Raw genomic sequence first — 14599 nt, forward strand, 5'->3', positions numbered from 1 at the left:
AAACTTGAATGAAAGGCATGCTATGTACTTCGTTGACCGCTCGGTGGCCGTGATCAAACCGAAACAACCGTTCCTGGATTGGCTGAACCAGGCTCCGGACAACGACATGGATCTGGCGCTGGACAGCCTGCGCACCGACTGCACCGTGATCCTGCTGCCGGAGTTCGACGAGCCGGAAGAGGGCGTCGCCTACATCGACGAAATCTATGAACAATTGTTCAAGATGGAACTGGCGTCCTGGTACGAGGACGAAGAAACATGGCCCAAGGATCTGTCCTTGAAGGCCTTCTGGGAGTGGTTCGATGTGGAGATCCATTCCACGGTGATAGACAGCGTGGACGCCGATATCAGCAACAACCCGGCGCTGGATCTCTAAGCAATGAGCCGGCGGCAGCGGCTGGAGCCTTTCGGCTTCGAGTTGAGGCCCTCCCGCCTCTGGCTGTCGCTGGCCGCCGCCGCCGGCGTGCTGCTGACCTGGGCGGTGGTCCGCTATCTGCCGACGCCCTGGCTGGCCTTGCTGCCGGTTGCGGCCTTCTTGCTCTGGCGGGCCTTGCACGCCGACGGCTGGGGCGACGCCGGCCGTTTCAGACGGCTGGAAGTGGACAGCCTGGGCCGTTTGACCTTATGGCGCGAGTCCGCGCTGCCGGCTAACCCGCTGGACGACTGCTTCGTCACCCCGTGGCTGACGGTGTTGAATGTGAGCATAGGCGGCCGCCGGCGCGCATTGATGTTGTGGCCGGATTCGGCGCCGGCGGACGGCCGCCGCCGCTTGCGGACTTATTTGCTGTGGTTTCAAGCCTCGGACGATACTGAGACGAAATGACTGGACACAAGACTCTGGCCGAGTGGCTGAGCTGGCAGGAAAGCCTGCACGCCACCGCCATCGATATGGGCCTGGCCCGCGTGGAGCGGGTGCGCGCCGCGATGAAACTGCAACCGTCGTGCCCTGTGGTGATGGTGGCCGGCACCAACGGCAAGGGATCGGTCTGCGCGATGCTGTCCGCGATGCTGCGTTGCGCCGGCTTCAAGGTGGGCACTTACACTTCTCCCCATATCCTGCGCTACAACGAGCGCATCGCCATTGATCTGGCCCCGGCCAGCGACGAGCGCATTGTCGCCAGCTTCGAGGCGATAGACGCCGCGCGCGGCGACACCTCCCTGACGTATTTCGAGTTCGGCACCCTGGCGGCGGTGCACAGCTTCGTTGCGGAAAAGGTGGATGTGATCGTGCTGGAAGTGGGGCTGGGCGGACGCCTGGACGCGGTCAACATCTTCGAGCCGGACGTGTCGGTGGTGGTCAGCGTGGATATCGACCACCAAGCCATCCTGGGCGACAACCGCGAGGATATCGGCTTCGAGAAGGCCGGCATCTACCGGGCCGGCAAGCCGGCCCTGTGCGCGGACCCGAATCCGCCGCGGCGTCTGATCGAGCATGCGCGGGCCATTGGCGCGGATTTGAAGCTGTACGGGCCGGATTTCGGCTATCAGCGCATGGACAACCAGTGGTCCTTCCATATGGGCGACGCCCACCGCCACGCCTTGCCTCTGCCGGCCTTGCGCGGAGGTTATCAGATGATCAACGCCTCCGCCGCGCTGGCGGCCCTGGAGTGCTTGAAGCCTCGTCTGCCGGTGAGCCTGGGCGCGGTTAAGCGCGGTTTGCTGGAGGTGGAGTGGCCGGGCCGCTTCCAGGTGCTGCCGGGGCGACCGGCGGTAGTGCTGGACGTGGGCCACAATCCGCACGCGGTCAAGGCGATGACGGCCAGCCTGAAACAGCTGCCGTTCGCCCGCAACCGGCTGGCGGTGTTCTCCATGCTGGAGGACAAGGATCTGGAGCAGGTGGCGTCTTTGGCGCGGGAGGAGTTCGACGCTTGGTTCGTCGGCGGCCTCGACATGCCGCGCGGGCAGAGCGGCGAGCGCATCGCCGCCAGGCTGGCGGAAATGGGCATCGCGCGGGTGCAATCCTTCGCCACGGTGGCGCAAGCCTGGTCGGCGGCCTTATCGCAGGCGGAGGAGAGTGATAGAATTGTCGTTTTTGGTTCCTTCCACACCGTTGCCGAGGTGATGGAAGCCCGGCAACACCCGGCTTGAGGAAAGCATGGCTTTATCCACACACGAGGAGTTGATCCTGTTGCGCAAGCGCGCCAGACGCCGTCTGGTGGGCGCTGTGGTATTGGTTACCGTCGCCACCGTCGTTTTGTGGAATGTAGTGGGCCGCCTGCCCGAGCAGCAGATGAAGCCGGAATCCATAGAAGTGCTGGGCGCGGGCGCTTCCGCGCCGGCGGCCAATCACGCCGAAGCGCCTGCGGGCGCCGTGCCGCCGCCGGCCCAGCCGGCCTCCGCGGCGCTGGCCGAAGTCTCGCCCGCGTCCAAGCCAGGCGCCACCGAACTGGCGGCCAACCTGTCTTCCGTGACGCCGGCCATGCCGGCGGCGCAACCCGTCCCAGCGGCGAAGCCGGAGCCCAAGCCGGAAGTCAAAGCCGAGCCGAAAGCGGAAGCCAAGCCCAAACCCGAACACAAGCCGGAGCCAAAACCGGCCAAGCCCGAAGCCAAGCCCGAGCATAAAAAGCCTGAGATCAAGCTGGATGAAAAGCCGGCGCGCAAGCCGGACCCGGCGGCCATCCTTGAGGGTCGCTTCGACTCGCTGGACAAGCCCGCGGCGAAGAAAGAGGAGCCCTCCGCCAAGAGCGAGGGTAAATCGGTCATCCAGTTGGCGGCGCTATCGGACCCGGAAAAGGCCGACGCCTTGAAATCCAAGTTGTCGTCGATAGGCGTGTCCGCCCATTTCAGCAAGGTGCAGACCAGCAAGGGCGAAGTGACCCGAGTGCGGGTGGGGCCGTTCAACAGCCGCGCCGAGGCGCAAGCCACTTTGCAGAAGCTGGCCAAGGCCGGCGTTAACGGCATTATCGTGACCAAGTAGCCGTCATGACCATCTTCGACTATATTGCCATCGCCATCATCGCCGGTTCCATTCTCGTGGCGATGATGCGCGGCTTGGTGGCCGAAGTGCTGTCGCTGGGCTCCTGGCTGATCGCTTTCTGGTGCGCCAAGCAGTTTTCGCCTGTGGTGTCGGCGTTTTTGCCCGGCGAACTCAGTTCGGAAGGCTTGCGGCTGGTGGCGGGTTTCGTAGCGGTGTTTTTCCTGGCCTGGCTGGCCACGGCCTTGCTACGGGTCACGCTGACCGGCATGCTGGACAGTGTGGGCCTGGGCGGGATCAATCGATTGTTTGGGGCGGTGTTCGGCCTGGCTCGCGGGCTGGTGCTGGTGACGGCCCTGGTTTTGGTGGGCGGCTTGAGCGATCTGCCGCGACAACCCATGTGGAGGAATGCCGTGCTCTCGGCGCCATTTGAATCGGTGGCCTTATCATTAAGGCCCTGGTTACCGGCGATGCTGGCCGATAACCTCCACTACACCGGGTAGCTGGTGAACAAGGCGGAATATCTTGATATCTTCACTTCAAGATTCCGCCTTTTTCTTTGTCTTGTTTTTTTGTCCGTTTCTTTAGTTGTAGGGAAGAGAGCAAAAGATGTGTGGAATTCTAGGCGTGGTCGGTCAGGCTCCGGTCAACCAGTTGCTGTATGACGGTTTGCAGGTGCTGCAACATCGAGGTCAGGACGCCGCCGGCATCGTGACCACCAATGGCAAGACCTTTCACATGCACAAGGGCAGCGGCATGGTGCGAGATGTGTTCCGCACCCGCAATATGCGCTCCCTGCTGGGCACCGCCGGCATCGCCCACGTGCGCTATCCCACAGCGGGCTCCGCCTCCTGCCTGGCCGAGGCGCAGCCGTTCTACGTCAATTCGCCGTTTGGCATTGTGCTGGCGCACAACGGCAACCTGACCAATACCGAAGAGCTCAAAGCGGACATGTTCCGCCACGATCTGCGCCACATCAACACCAACTCCGACTCCGAGGTGCTGTTGAACGTGTTCGCCCACGAGCTAACCCAGCGGCTCAGCGGCAACGAGTTGAACGTGGACGCGGTGTTCGGCGCCATCGAAGCGGTGCATCGCCGCGTGCGCGGCGCCTATGCGGTGGTGGCGATGATCGCCGGTTACGGCCTGGTGGCCTTCCGGGATCCCAACGGCATCCGCCCGCTGGTGATAGGCACTTGCGTCAACAACGGCAAGACCGAATACATGTTCGCGTCCGAGTCCGTGGCGCTGGACTGTTCCGGTTTCAACCTGCTGCGCGACGTACAGCCGGGCGAGGGGGTGTTCGTCGGCTTCGACGGCGAATTCCACGCCCGTAGCTGCGCCAGCGATACCCGTCACGCGCCTTGCCTGTTCGAATACGTGTACTTCGCGCGGCCGGATTCGGTGATTGACGGCGCCTCGGTTTACCAGGCGCGCATCGTGATGGGCGAGAAGCTGGCGGAGAAAATCCGCCGCGCCTTGCCGGAACTGGATATCGACGTGGTCATGCCCATCCCGGACACCAGTCGCCCCAGCGCTTTGCAGTTGGCCAACCACTTGGGCCTGCCGTACCGCGAAGGCTTCATCAAGAATCGCTATATCGGCCGCACCTTCATCATGCCGGGCCAGGCGGTGCGCAAGAAATCGGTACGTCAGAAGCTCAATCCGGTGGCCTGCGAGTTCAAGGGCCGCAACGTGCTGCTGGTGGACGACTCCATCGTGCGCGGCACCACCTCCAAGGAAATCGTGCAGATGGCGCGCGACGCCGGCGCCAAGAAAGTGTATTTCGCCTCGGCCGCCCCGGCGGTGCGTTTCCCCAACGTCTACGGCATCGATATGCCGACTCGCGCGGAACTGCTGGCAACGGGCCGCAACGAGGCCGAAATCGCGGAAGAAATCGGCGCCGATGCGGTGATCTATCAGGATTTGTCCGCGCTGGAAGAGGCGGTCAGCAGCGTCAATCCCAAGCTGAGCAGCTACGAAACCTCCTGCTTCAACGGCGAGTACATTACCGGCGATATCACGCCGGCCTATCTGGACGCGATCGAGGCCGATCGGCTGGACGGCAAGGCGGGAGCGGAGCGGAGCGGCAGCGAGCAGATGATTGACTTGAACCTGAACGTGGCCGAGCAGAATCTAATGTAATAGGGATTCAATTTCCGAATGGCGGCGGGCATTGCCCGCCGCTTTTTTGTTTGTCGCCGCGACGCAATTTGGCGACAGCCAGGCTGACAATGCCTGAGCCTTGCGGTATTTCGCTTGCCAAACCCGTTTCCCATATTGAATATTTGATGCCATAAGCCGATAAAAACCCGGCGTGATAAAGCAGATGCGTAAACTGGTCTAAATTAATATGTATTTAAAACTGTTTACTTGTTAGTCTGCCTTTGACGCGCCTGATATTGAGGAGTGGATATGGATGACATTCTGGAGATGCTGGTTGCGCGGCAAGCCGCGCTGGAGAGAATCATCGAAGGCCTGGTGCTGACCATGAGCCAAAGCGGCGCCATCAAGTTGCAGGACTACCTGAAAATAGGGCAGCTGATGCGGCTGAACAGCGCGGTCACGGATTCCATCGACGTGGCCGACAGCCTGCGCCGCATCAACGCGCGCTTGCAAACGCATGCTCAGGGTGGGCTGGATTCGATGAACGCCTTGCTGAGGGAGACCATGCTGTTCGCCCAGGCCGCGCCGCCGCAGCGCGACGCGCTGCAACAGGGGCTGGGCGTGAAGGCGTCGCTGGAAATCAGCGCTCAGTTGGAAGAACTATTGCAGCGGCGCGCCAGGCGGCCGCGAAAATCGACTCGGGCCTAGCGCCGCGTCAAACCCGATCTATCGGAACCTGTTTACGATCTGCCGTGCGTTGTGAAACGTGGCGCGCGTCGTTTTCTCAGCCGTTTCCGCCTTGTCTCGGCTTGGCACGAAAAATCGTAAACCGTTCTAGGGGAAACGCGTTGCCGGCGCGTCTCCCGCCGGCGCCAAGCGCAGATAAGAAGCGCGAGACGGATCATGGCGGTCCACCATGATTTCCACTTTCTCGCCTGCTCGCGGCATATTGCCCAAGTCTATCAGTTGTTCAATCGTCAGTTCCCGGCTAAAGCCGTCCTGCCATACTTTCAATTCCAAACGCATCATAGGCACTTGGTTGACCAGCAAGCCGGTTTGGCGGATCGACAGCACGTCGGCATTGAGCCGGATACCGTCTTTCACGCTTTCGCGCTGCCATGGACCGGGCAGGCCGCGCAGTTGCGAGGTCCAGTCGAAAGAACGAAACAGCAGAAAGCCGGTGATGGCCAGCGACAGCACAGTCACTCCTATAGATAGGAGCACGGAAAAACGGATCCAGGATTCAAACATTCGGTTCTCCCTTGAGGCCATGCGTCCGGATGAAACTGACTATATTAATCACTATTGGTGGGGTGAGATTGGTTGGCATGGACAGAAGTTCCCAAATGCATGAATCCGCGTTACCCGTCGGTTTGCCGGCTCAATCGCCTATAGTGATCGCATGGAAGCCGTCCATCCTGGCATGCGCGGTAAAAACAGAGGAGAGCGTTGATGACGATTGTGCAAAGAATAGTAATGCTGCTGTCGGCCAGCTTGCTGGCGGTGCTGGCGGTAGGCGGCTACGGCCTGTGGGAACAACAACAGGCCAAGCATCGTTTCGACGATGCCTTGGGCAATCTGATTCCCAGCGTGCGAGACCTGAACAAGGCGACTAGCGGCTTCATCGATATGCGTAGCGGGATTATCCGCCATGTATTGGCCAGCCGGCCGGAAGACAAGCGGGCGGCCGAGGACATGGTCAAGCAAGCAGACCAGGTACTGGACAGCGCCTTCGACACTTACGGCAAGAGCGACGTTTACGATGAGCGCGACCGCAAACTGCTGGATGAAGACCTTCGCACCTTGGCGCAACTGCGAGAAGGCAGACAGAAATTATTCGCCATCTCCAACACCAATGATATCGCCGCGACCAATAAGGAGTTCATCAGCGGAGCGATAGGGGTGAGCACCAAAGCGTTTCGCAAGGCGATTGACGCGCACGTTGCCTTCAATATGCAAGTGGCCGCCGAAATCCAGAAGGCGAACGAAGCCGCCTCTCAGCGCACACTCTGGATGATGGCCGGTTTCATTGCGCTCGTGGTGGCGCTGGTGGCCTTGTTGGGCGGTCAGGTGCTCTCGGTGATCCGCCGCGGCCTGGCGCAGATACAAGACACCATCCAACTGGTCAGCGCACAGCTGGATTTCACCCGTCGCGCTCCGGTGGCGCGCATGGATGAGATCGGCGTAACCGCCAGCGCCTTCAATGATTTGCTGGGCCGCTTGCAGCAAAATCTCGGCGCCATTCTGTCAGGCGCCCAGGAGGTGGCCGGCGCTTCTCAGGCGCTGAACCAGACTGCCGAGCAAGTGGCCACGGCGGCAGCGTCCCAAAGCAGCTCTTCGGCCAATGTGGCGGCCACCATCGAACAGATGACGGTCAGCGTCAACCATGTGGCCGACCGCGCACAGGAAACCCACAGCTTGGCCAGTTCCGCCGGCACCATGGCGATGGAGGGTTCCACCACCATCAGCCAGACCATCAACGATATCCGTCAAATCTCTCGGGCAGTGGACGAAGCCGCCGGCAGCATTCGCGAACTGGAAAAATTCAGCGGCCAGGTCAATGCCGTGGTCAGTGTGATCAAGGATATTGCCGATCAGACCAATCTGTTGGCGCTGAACGCGTCTATAGAGGCGGCGCGCGCCGGCGAGATGGGGCGTGGCTTCGCGGTTGTGGCGGACGAGGTGCGCATGCTGGCGGAGCGCACCACCAGTTCCACTCAGGAAATTTCCAGCACCTTGTCGGCGATGCAGGAGCGCTCGCGCCAGGCCAGCACCCAGATGCAAACCGCGGAAGATCTTGTGAAAAACAGTGTGGAGAGGGCGGATGACGCGGATACCGCCATCCGTCAGATAGGCGGGGCCACCGGCGACACCGTGCGCATGGTGAGCGAGATTTCCGCGGCGATCAAGGAGCAGGGCAGCGCAACCAACAATATCGCGGTGCAGGTGGAAAGCATTGCCCAGATGTCGGAGGAAGCCAGCTCAGCGGCGCAGGAAACCGCTAGCAGCGCGCAGCAACTGGACCGGTTGGCCAAGGAACAGATCGCCACCCTATCGCAATACCGCTTGTGAGATGCCTGACTCGGCGTTAAAACCGCCAGTCGCACAGCCCGCCGCCGGCGGGTTTTTTCATGGCCTGGCGCTGCTCTGTTAAACCCAATGTCATTTTATTCATGAATAAATAAGTGTCGAATGATTAATACATATCTCGCCATAAGAAAATGGCATAAGTTTGGGAACTCCGCCCGATACTAGCTATCACAAATGTTTGCTTACCATAGAAGAAAGCATATCTTCAAAATGTTTTAATTAGCCCTTTCGTCGCTGGCGTCATGCCCGCGACGGCGGGCGGTAAGAACCTGTTCAAAGGCCCGCGAGCTAGCGCGAGACAAGGCGGAACGGATGAGAATGCGGAGCGTACATCAAGATGCATGAGCATTTCGAAGCGGTTTTTACCGCCGTATCGCAGACGCGCAGCAGGCTTTGAACAGGTTCTAAGGGCTCCATACCGCCGCCAGAGCGGGGAGCATGGTGACACCGCCGGCGGGCTGCCTGTCCGGCGCAGCACACATCGGCCAAGGCCAGGGGAAGAGAATCATGCCAAGACGTCCGTTGCTCTCGCCATTGGAGCGCGCCAGCTTGCTGGAGCCTCCAGAGGACGAATACGAGCTAAATCAGTTAACCGCTTTCAGCGAACAGGATTTCGCCTTGATCCAGCAGCACCGCGGTAGCGCCAATCGGCTGGGGGTGGCTGTACTGCTGTGCTATCTGCGCCACCCGGGCATCGCTTTGGACGAGGGCTGCCAGCCGGCTCCCCGGCTATTGCGGCGGGTGGCGGCCGCATTGGGGGCGAAGGAGTCGGACTGGGATCGCTACGCCACCCGCGATCAAACCCGGCGCGAACATCTGGTCAAGCTTTACGCTTATCTGGGCTTGAGACCTTACCGAGCCGAGGACGGCCAGGCGGCATTGCGCCATCTGACCAGGCTGGCCAATCAAACCGACCAGGCGTTGACCTTGGCGCAAGCGATGGTGTCCTGGTTGCGCGAGCGCCGCATTGTTTTGCCGAGCATCGGGGTGATAGACCGCAGTTGCGCGGCCGCGCTGACCTTGGGCTCGCGTCAAGTCTACGCTCGGCTTAACGACGCTTTGAGCGCCAGCCAGCGCGAACGGCTGGATGCTTTGCTGGAGTTGAGGGAGGGCGGAAAGCTGACGACATTGGCCTGGCTGCGGCTGAATTCTGAGCGCGCGCGCGGCGCCGCGCCGCAACTGGAGCGCTTAAGGGTGGTGGAAGCCTTGGCCTTGCCTTCGAATTTGACTCAGTTGGTGGGGCCGAGACGGATGCTGGAGTGGGCGCGCTCGGGCGACGGCATGAGTTGTCATGATCTGGCTGAGCTTGAACCGCAGCGGCGCATGGCCATGCTGGTGGCCATTGTTTTGCAGGCGCGCGCGGCTTTGCTGCGGATGCTGCAGAATCTGGAAAAGCTGAAGGCGATAGATGCCTTATCGCTGCCTACTGGCTTGCAGAACCTGGTGTCGCAACAGCGAATGGGCAAGCTGGCGGCGGAAGGGCGGCAAATGAAACCCAAAGATCTGGCTAAGCTGGAGCCGCGCCGGCGCATGGCCACTTTGCTGGCTTTGGTACTGGAACTACGCGCGGCTCTGGTCAAGGAAATTCTCGATCTGCGTGAGCGCTTGGTGGGCAAGTCGCTGGAGGCCGGCGAGTTTGTTTGAAAAAACGTGATCGCGTGCTGGATTAGGTCTGAACGCAAATCTAATAGGCGATTGCTGGCAATAATAAACCCCGTCAATGACGGGGTTTATTATTTTGATCGCCGGCAAGAATTTTAATAAAAATATCTAAACACTTTCAAAATTAAACAATCGTTTATTTTATTGCGCAAGATTAGGGACAACCCTAATCTTGTTTTTGATTTATGCCGATAAGGCCTTAAGACGTGCCCAATCATCTAAATATGCTAACGTGCAAAAATGGCGCCATTCCCAGTCGGTGGGTTTTGTGTATCAAATGCAACAATGTTTGACCGGAATGTGAATTTGCACCTTGCGCTTTTGAGCGGGGCACAAGCTGGGGTACATCGATTTTTTAAGTATTGGCTTAATAAAACCGAAATGCGAGGCAAGTTTTCAGCAATCCGGGGGTTTATGCCAATTTACACTAAGTAAATCATAATATAAAAAACTTTTCTCAAAATTATACTAATAAGTATGTATTTTTCACATTGCCCAAGGCTGTCTCACCATTTTTTAGAGGGCCCGCAATACGGATGAAGATAAAGGCCGAGGCTATGCGGGCCGGCACGCAAGCATGCCGGGCCCGCGCAAGCGCGCGTCCGCCTTCCTCCGATGAAAGTGCAAATAAAATCCGCAGCTTGTGAACGAGGCGTATGTTTTTAAAGCCTCATTGAAAATAGACTGCGATTAAACTTTTCGCAGCATTCCTGTCTTGTCTTCTTTGTCTCTCGCCACCCCTTCGGCAAGCCTTGTCTTCAAGGGTCCGCTAAGCCATTCGCTGATGGAACGCATGCGCGTCTGTCATGAAAAGCGTGGCATGCATTTGTATTGCCGTGCGATTTTTTTCCATTTCCCCTCTGTTTTTCCGCAAGCCAATCGTTGGCCTTTTTGTTTGGACAGGCTCAAGCGTTTGCTTATAACTTTGTTCTCGAGTTTTTGAGAAAGAGGGCCAGGTATTTATCGGCGCCTTATTCAAAATATTGAGACTGTCCTATGCAGGGCAGCAGCCGGGATCAAACTTTCGCCATGAACGCTGAAACCATGAGTTACGCCATCGCTGATATCGCCTTGCCGGAAAGTCCGGTCTTGGACGAGTTGGATTTCGACGCCGATTTTGCCCGCGTCGATGCCGCGATCTGCGAATACGACGCGGTGGGCCACGTTCCTCTGCGCAAGGGCGCGGAACCCTTCCACTGGACCAGCGTGGAAAGCGCGTGCCGCACTTTGCTGAGCAAGGCGGCCGATGTGCGGGTAGGGGTGTGGCTGCTGCGCGCGGCGGTGGCTCAGAGAGGGCTGGCCGGCGCGGCGGAAGGCTTGGCGGCGTTGGGAGCGATAGCGGCGCAGCCGCTGGAAAATATCCGCCCGGCCGGTCAGCCGGACGCGCCGGCGGGCGAAACCCATGCTTTGCACCTGGCCTGGCTGTGCGGGCCGGCCTTCCTGCATCAACTGGCGCACAGCCGGCTAAGCGCGGACAGCGAGGTCAGTGTCGGTCAATTGGCCAAGGACCCCGCCGCAGCCGGGCCGGCGGCGCGGGAGCGTGCGCTGCGGGACCTGTCCCGGCTGCGCGTCGGCCTGGCGGGCTTGACGGCGCTGAGCGAGAGCGAAGGTTTTGCCGAGCAGTTTGACTGCGCTGGTCTGATCGCCTTGCTGGACGAGCTGGAAGCCGCGCTGACGCCGGCGTTAGCCGCGCCCCCCGATGAGGCGCCCGCCTTGAGCGAGGCGGTCCCGGCGGCAAGGGCGCTGCCTGCCGGCGCCTTAAAGAGCCGGGAGGAGGTGGCGGCGGCGCTGGACTTGATCGTCGCGTATTTCCGCGAACACGAGCCAGGACATCCGGCGCCGATTTTTTTGCTGCGCGCCAAGAGGATGTTGGGCGCGGGTTTTGAGGAGTTGATGGCGGAGTTGTTCGCCGAATCGGATGCGCTGGTGGCGAAATTGGATCGCCCCCGGTCTTCACAAGGGTAGTCAACCAATATCAGGGAAAGGACATATGCCATGGCGCGACAGAAGGATGCGCAGAAGTTCATTGGGGAAAGCCGTGCGCCCCGCGTGCAAATCGAATACGACGTGGAAGTTTACGGTTCGCAGAAAAAAGTGGAGCTGCCATTTGTGGCCGGGGTGTTGGCGGACTTGTCCGGCGACAACACCGAGCCGCTGGGCGCGGTAGAAGACCGTCGTTTTACGGAAATCGACGTGGAGAACTTCGACCTGCGGATGGCGCAGATTGCGCCGGAACTCAGCTACCACGTGAAGAACGTGATCACCGACGACGGAACCTTGATCCCGATCGACTTGAGCTTCGATTCCATGGAGTCTTTCGAGCCGGCCGAAGTGGTGAAAAAGATCCCTGAACTGGCGGTGTTGTTGGATGCGCGCAGCCAGTTGAAGGAATTGTTGACTTATATGGACGGCAAGGTGGCGGCCGAGGAGTTGATCGAGCAGCTGCTGAAAGACCTGCATTCGCCCGCGGACGACGCCGCCGCGCCGGGCGACGCGGTCCAAGCCGACGGGGAGGCGAAATGAGCACCCACGCCGAGATGCTGGCGCCGGCCGCGGCCGGGCAGACCGAAACGACGGTAGACGACGGATTGAAGGACATCCTGCGCCGTTCTTTCCGACCGCGCACCAATGAAGCCGCCGAAGCGGTGCAAAGCGCGGTACAGACCTTGCTGGCCTATGCGCGCCGCAGCCGGGTGGTGGTGCGCGAAGACGTGGCGCAGACGGTGGAGCAACTGGTGGCCGAACTGGATCGGAAGATCTCGGAACAGCTCACCCTGGTATTGCACAACGAGCATTTCCAGAGGCTGGAAGGCGCCTGGCGCGGCCTGCATTACCTGGTGTCCAACACCGACACCACGGAGAACCTGAAAATCCGCTACCTGAACGTGTCGAAGAAAGAGCTGGGCAAGACCCTGCGCCGTTATAAGGGCGTGGTGTGGGACCAAAGCCCGATCTTCAAGATGATCTACGAGCAGGAGTACGGGCAGTTCGGCGGCGAGCCCTTCGGCTGCCTGGTTGGCGACTACCACTTCGACCACAGCGCTCAGGATGTGGCCTTGCTGACCGAGATGTCCAAGATCGCCGCCGCCGCGCACACGCCCTTCATCTCCGCCGCCGCGCCCAGCTTGCTGCAAATGGACGACTGGAGCGAATTGGGCAATCCGCGGGACGTGTCCAAGATCTTCACCTCCACTGAATACGCTTTCTGGCGCCGGCTGCGCGAAAGCAACGACTCGCGTTACCTGGCTCTGACCCTGCCGCGCTTCCTGGCGCGGGTGCCCTACGGGCCCAAGACCCAGCCGATAGAGGAGTTCGGTTTCGAGGAGAAGGTGGATCCCAACCGCGCCAGCGATTTTTGCTGGGCCAACTCCGCTTACGCAATGGCGGCCAACATCACCCGCGCCTTCAGCACCTACGGCTGGTGCACCAAGATCCGTGGCGTGGAGTCCGGCGGCGCGGTGGAAGTGCTGCCCAAGTTCGTGCTGCCGTCGCAGGACAAGGAAGTGGAGCTGCATTGCCCCACTGAGATCGCCATCTCCGACCGTCGCGAACATGAGTTGTCCGAATCCGGCCTGATGCCTCTGGTTTACCGCAAGAACTCGGACATGGCCGCCTTCATCGGCGCCAAGACCGTGCACCGTCCGGCGGTGTACGAGGACGACGACGCCACCGCCAACGCCAATCTGTCCTCGCGCTTGCCCTACATCTTCGCCACCTGCCGTTTCGCCCATTACCTCAAGTGCATCGTGCGCGACAAGATCGGTTCCTTCAAATCGCGGGAAGACACTCAGCGCTGGCTCAACGACTGGTTGATGAACTACGTGGACGGGGATCCGAGCATTTCCAGCGAGATCACCAAATCCAAGCGTCCCTTGTCCGCGGCCGAGGTGCTGGTGGATGAACTACCGGACAACCCGGGTTATTACCGCGCTCAGTTCTTCCTGCGGCCGCACTTTCAGCTGGAAGGTTTGACCGTGTCGCTGCGGCTGGTTTCCAAACTGCCGTCGGCCAAGCAGGAGGGTGCCCGCTGAGAAGCCGCTCCAGGTTCGCCGCGTGTTGGTGAAGCCGCGTTGGAAGCCGTTTCCAAAGGCTCAAGCGTCGCTCGCGCATTGCGTTTTTTCAAGCGTTTTCGGCTCGTTTCTCCCCAGCTTTCGAAGCTGTGAGCGGGGTTTGACGGCGGCCGGTTTGGCGCGGGGCGGGAACGACCTGAGTCGCCCCGGCGCTTGCATTCCATTTCAGGTCTGACATGTCCATCACTTTTTTTCGGAGTATCGCAACATGGCAAATGCATTGGTTGACTACTTTCTACAAATTGAAGGAGTCGAAGGGGAATCAACTGACCAGCAGTACTCGGGCCTGATCCAGATCCAAAGCTGGCAATGGGCCGAGGAGAACTCGGGTAAATGGGGCTTCGGCAGCGGCGGCGGCGCCGGCAAGGTGGAAATGAAAGACTTCGAGTTCCGCATGGTTTCGAACAAGGCCTCGCCCAAGCTGTTCCTGATGTGCGCCACCGGCGAGCACATCCCGCGCGCCAAGTTGATCTGCCGCAAGTCCGGCAACGGGCAGCAGGACTTCATGATCATCACCTTCGCCAGCGGCCTGGTGTCCTCGTTCCGCACGCTGGGCAATATGCCCTACGCCATCATGGGCCACGGCAGCGGCGATGTGGAAAGCGTGCTCCCCACCGACGAGATCAAGATCAACTTCGCCAAGATCGAGTTCGAATATCGCGAACAGCGTAACGACGGAACCATGGGCGCGGTGATCAAGGCCGGTTACGACCTGAAGCTGAACGCCGCGGTTTAAGCCATTTGAGCCGGGTCTTTC

Annotated in this window: 14 protein-coding genes; 13 read left to right on the forward strand and 1 reads right to left on the reverse strand. The window is 60.2% G+C overall.

All coding sequences use genetic code 11. From position 1 onward, the window contains the following. Positions 1 to 22: 22 nt before the first annotated feature. The 7 genes from DXT74_RS14660 (at position 23) to DXT74_RS14690 (ending at position 5728) form a co-directional block, all read left to right on the forward strand. Positions 23 to 376 carry a hypothetical protein gene (locus DXT74_RS14660; protein ID WP_019102281.1) on the forward strand — a complete coding sequence of 118 codons (354 nt, stop codon included), beginning with the start codon at positions 23 to 25 and terminating at the stop codon, positions 374 to 376. A 3-nt stretch (positions 377 to 379) separates the two neighbouring features. Then, positions 380 to 823, forward strand: a complete 444-nt coding sequence (locus DXT74_RS14665; RefSeq protein WP_194426318.1) for a protein YgfX — start codon at positions 380 to 382, stop codon at positions 821 to 823. After that, positions 820 to 2088: a bifunctional tetrahydrofolate synthase/dihydrofolate synthase gene (gene folC, locus DXT74_RS14670; RefSeq protein WP_043631810.1), complete on the forward strand. Its 1269-nt coding sequence runs from the start codon at positions 820 to 822 to the stop codon at positions 2086 to 2088. Before DXT74_RS14665 ends, folC begins: the two co-directional genes overlap by 4 nt. A 7-nt stretch (positions 2089 to 2095) precedes the next feature. Beyond that, entirely contained in the window at positions 2096 to 2917 is an 822-nt protein-coding gene (locus tag DXT74_RS14675) for an SPOR domain-containing protein (RefSeq protein ID WP_114152927.1), read from the forward strand. Positions 2918 to 2922: 5 nt separating this feature from the next. Further along, a complete protein-coding gene (locus tag DXT74_RS14680; RefSeq protein WP_019102285.1) occupies positions 2923 to 3417 on the forward strand; it encodes a CvpA family protein in 495 nt (164 codons plus the stop codon). A 106-nt stretch (positions 3418 to 3523) separates the two neighbouring features. After that, positions 3524 to 5059: an amidophosphoribosyltransferase gene (purF, locus tag DXT74_RS14685; RefSeq protein ID WP_081555775.1), complete on the forward strand. Its 1536-nt coding sequence runs from the start codon at positions 3524 to 3526 to the stop codon at positions 5057 to 5059. A gap of 270 nt (positions 5060 to 5329) precedes the next feature. Then, on the forward strand, positions 5330 to 5728 hold the full coding sequence (locus DXT74_RS14690; protein ID WP_043631820.1) for a hypothetical protein: 399 nt from the start codon (positions 5330 to 5332) through the stop codon (positions 5726 to 5728). 126 nt (positions 5729 to 5854) lie between these two features. Here the strand turns inward: DXT74_RS14690 and DXT74_RS14695 are convergent, their stop codons facing one another. Next, entirely contained in the window at positions 5855 to 6271 is a 417-nt protein-coding gene (locus DXT74_RS14695; protein ID WP_196783766.1) for a hypothetical protein, read from the reverse strand. A gap of 201 nt (positions 6272 to 6472) precedes the next feature. Here DXT74_RS14695 and DXT74_RS14700 point away from each other — a divergent pair, with 201 nt between their 5' ends. The 6 genes from DXT74_RS14700 to DXT74_RS14725 all read left to right on the forward strand — a co-directional run bounded on the left by DXT74_RS14700 (position 6473) and on the right by DXT74_RS14725 (position 14578). Beyond that, positions 6473 to 8092: a methyl-accepting chemotaxis protein gene (locus DXT74_RS14700; RefSeq protein WP_194426319.1), complete on the forward strand. Its 1620-nt coding sequence runs from the start codon at positions 6473 to 6475 to the stop codon at positions 8090 to 8092. Between the two features lie 525 nt (positions 8093 to 8617). Next, positions 8618 to 9754: a DUF4158 domain-containing protein gene (locus tag DXT74_RS14705; RefSeq protein ID WP_162787937.1), complete on the forward strand. Its 1137-nt coding sequence runs from the start codon at positions 8618 to 8620 to the stop codon at positions 9752 to 9754. A 1047-nt stretch (positions 9755 to 10801) separates the two neighbouring features. Further along, the gene (locus tag DXT74_RS14710) at positions 10802 to 11737 is read left to right on the forward strand and encodes a type VI secretion system ImpA family N-terminal domain-containing protein (protein WP_196783767.1); all 936 of its coding nucleotides are present in this window, start codon (positions 10802 to 10804) and stop codon (positions 11735 to 11737) included. A gap of 30 nt (positions 11738 to 11767) precedes the next feature. Continuing rightward, positions 11768 to 12295, forward strand: a complete 528-nt coding sequence (gene tssB / locus DXT74_RS14715) for a type VI secretion system contractile sheath small subunit (protein WP_194426320.1) — start codon at positions 11768 to 11770, stop codon at positions 12293 to 12295. Then, a complete protein-coding gene (gene tssC, locus DXT74_RS14720; protein ID WP_231138187.1) occupies positions 12292 to 13803 on the forward strand; it encodes a type VI secretion system contractile sheath large subunit in 1512 nt (503 codons plus the stop codon). Before tssB ends, tssC begins: the two co-directional genes overlap by 4 nt. A gap of 247 nt (positions 13804 to 14050) precedes the next feature. Beyond that, positions 14051 to 14578: a type VI secretion system tube protein Hcp gene (locus DXT74_RS14725; RefSeq protein WP_039755389.1), complete on the forward strand. Its 528-nt coding sequence runs from the start codon at positions 14051 to 14053 to the stop codon at positions 14576 to 14578. Positions 14579 to 14599 lie beyond the last annotated feature (21 nt).

This window comes from Chromobacterium sp. Rain0013, from assembly GCF_015291765.1.
GTDB classification, from domain to species: Bacteria; Pseudomonadota; Gammaproteobacteria; order Burkholderiales; family Chromobacteriaceae; genus Chromobacterium; species Chromobacterium haemolyticum.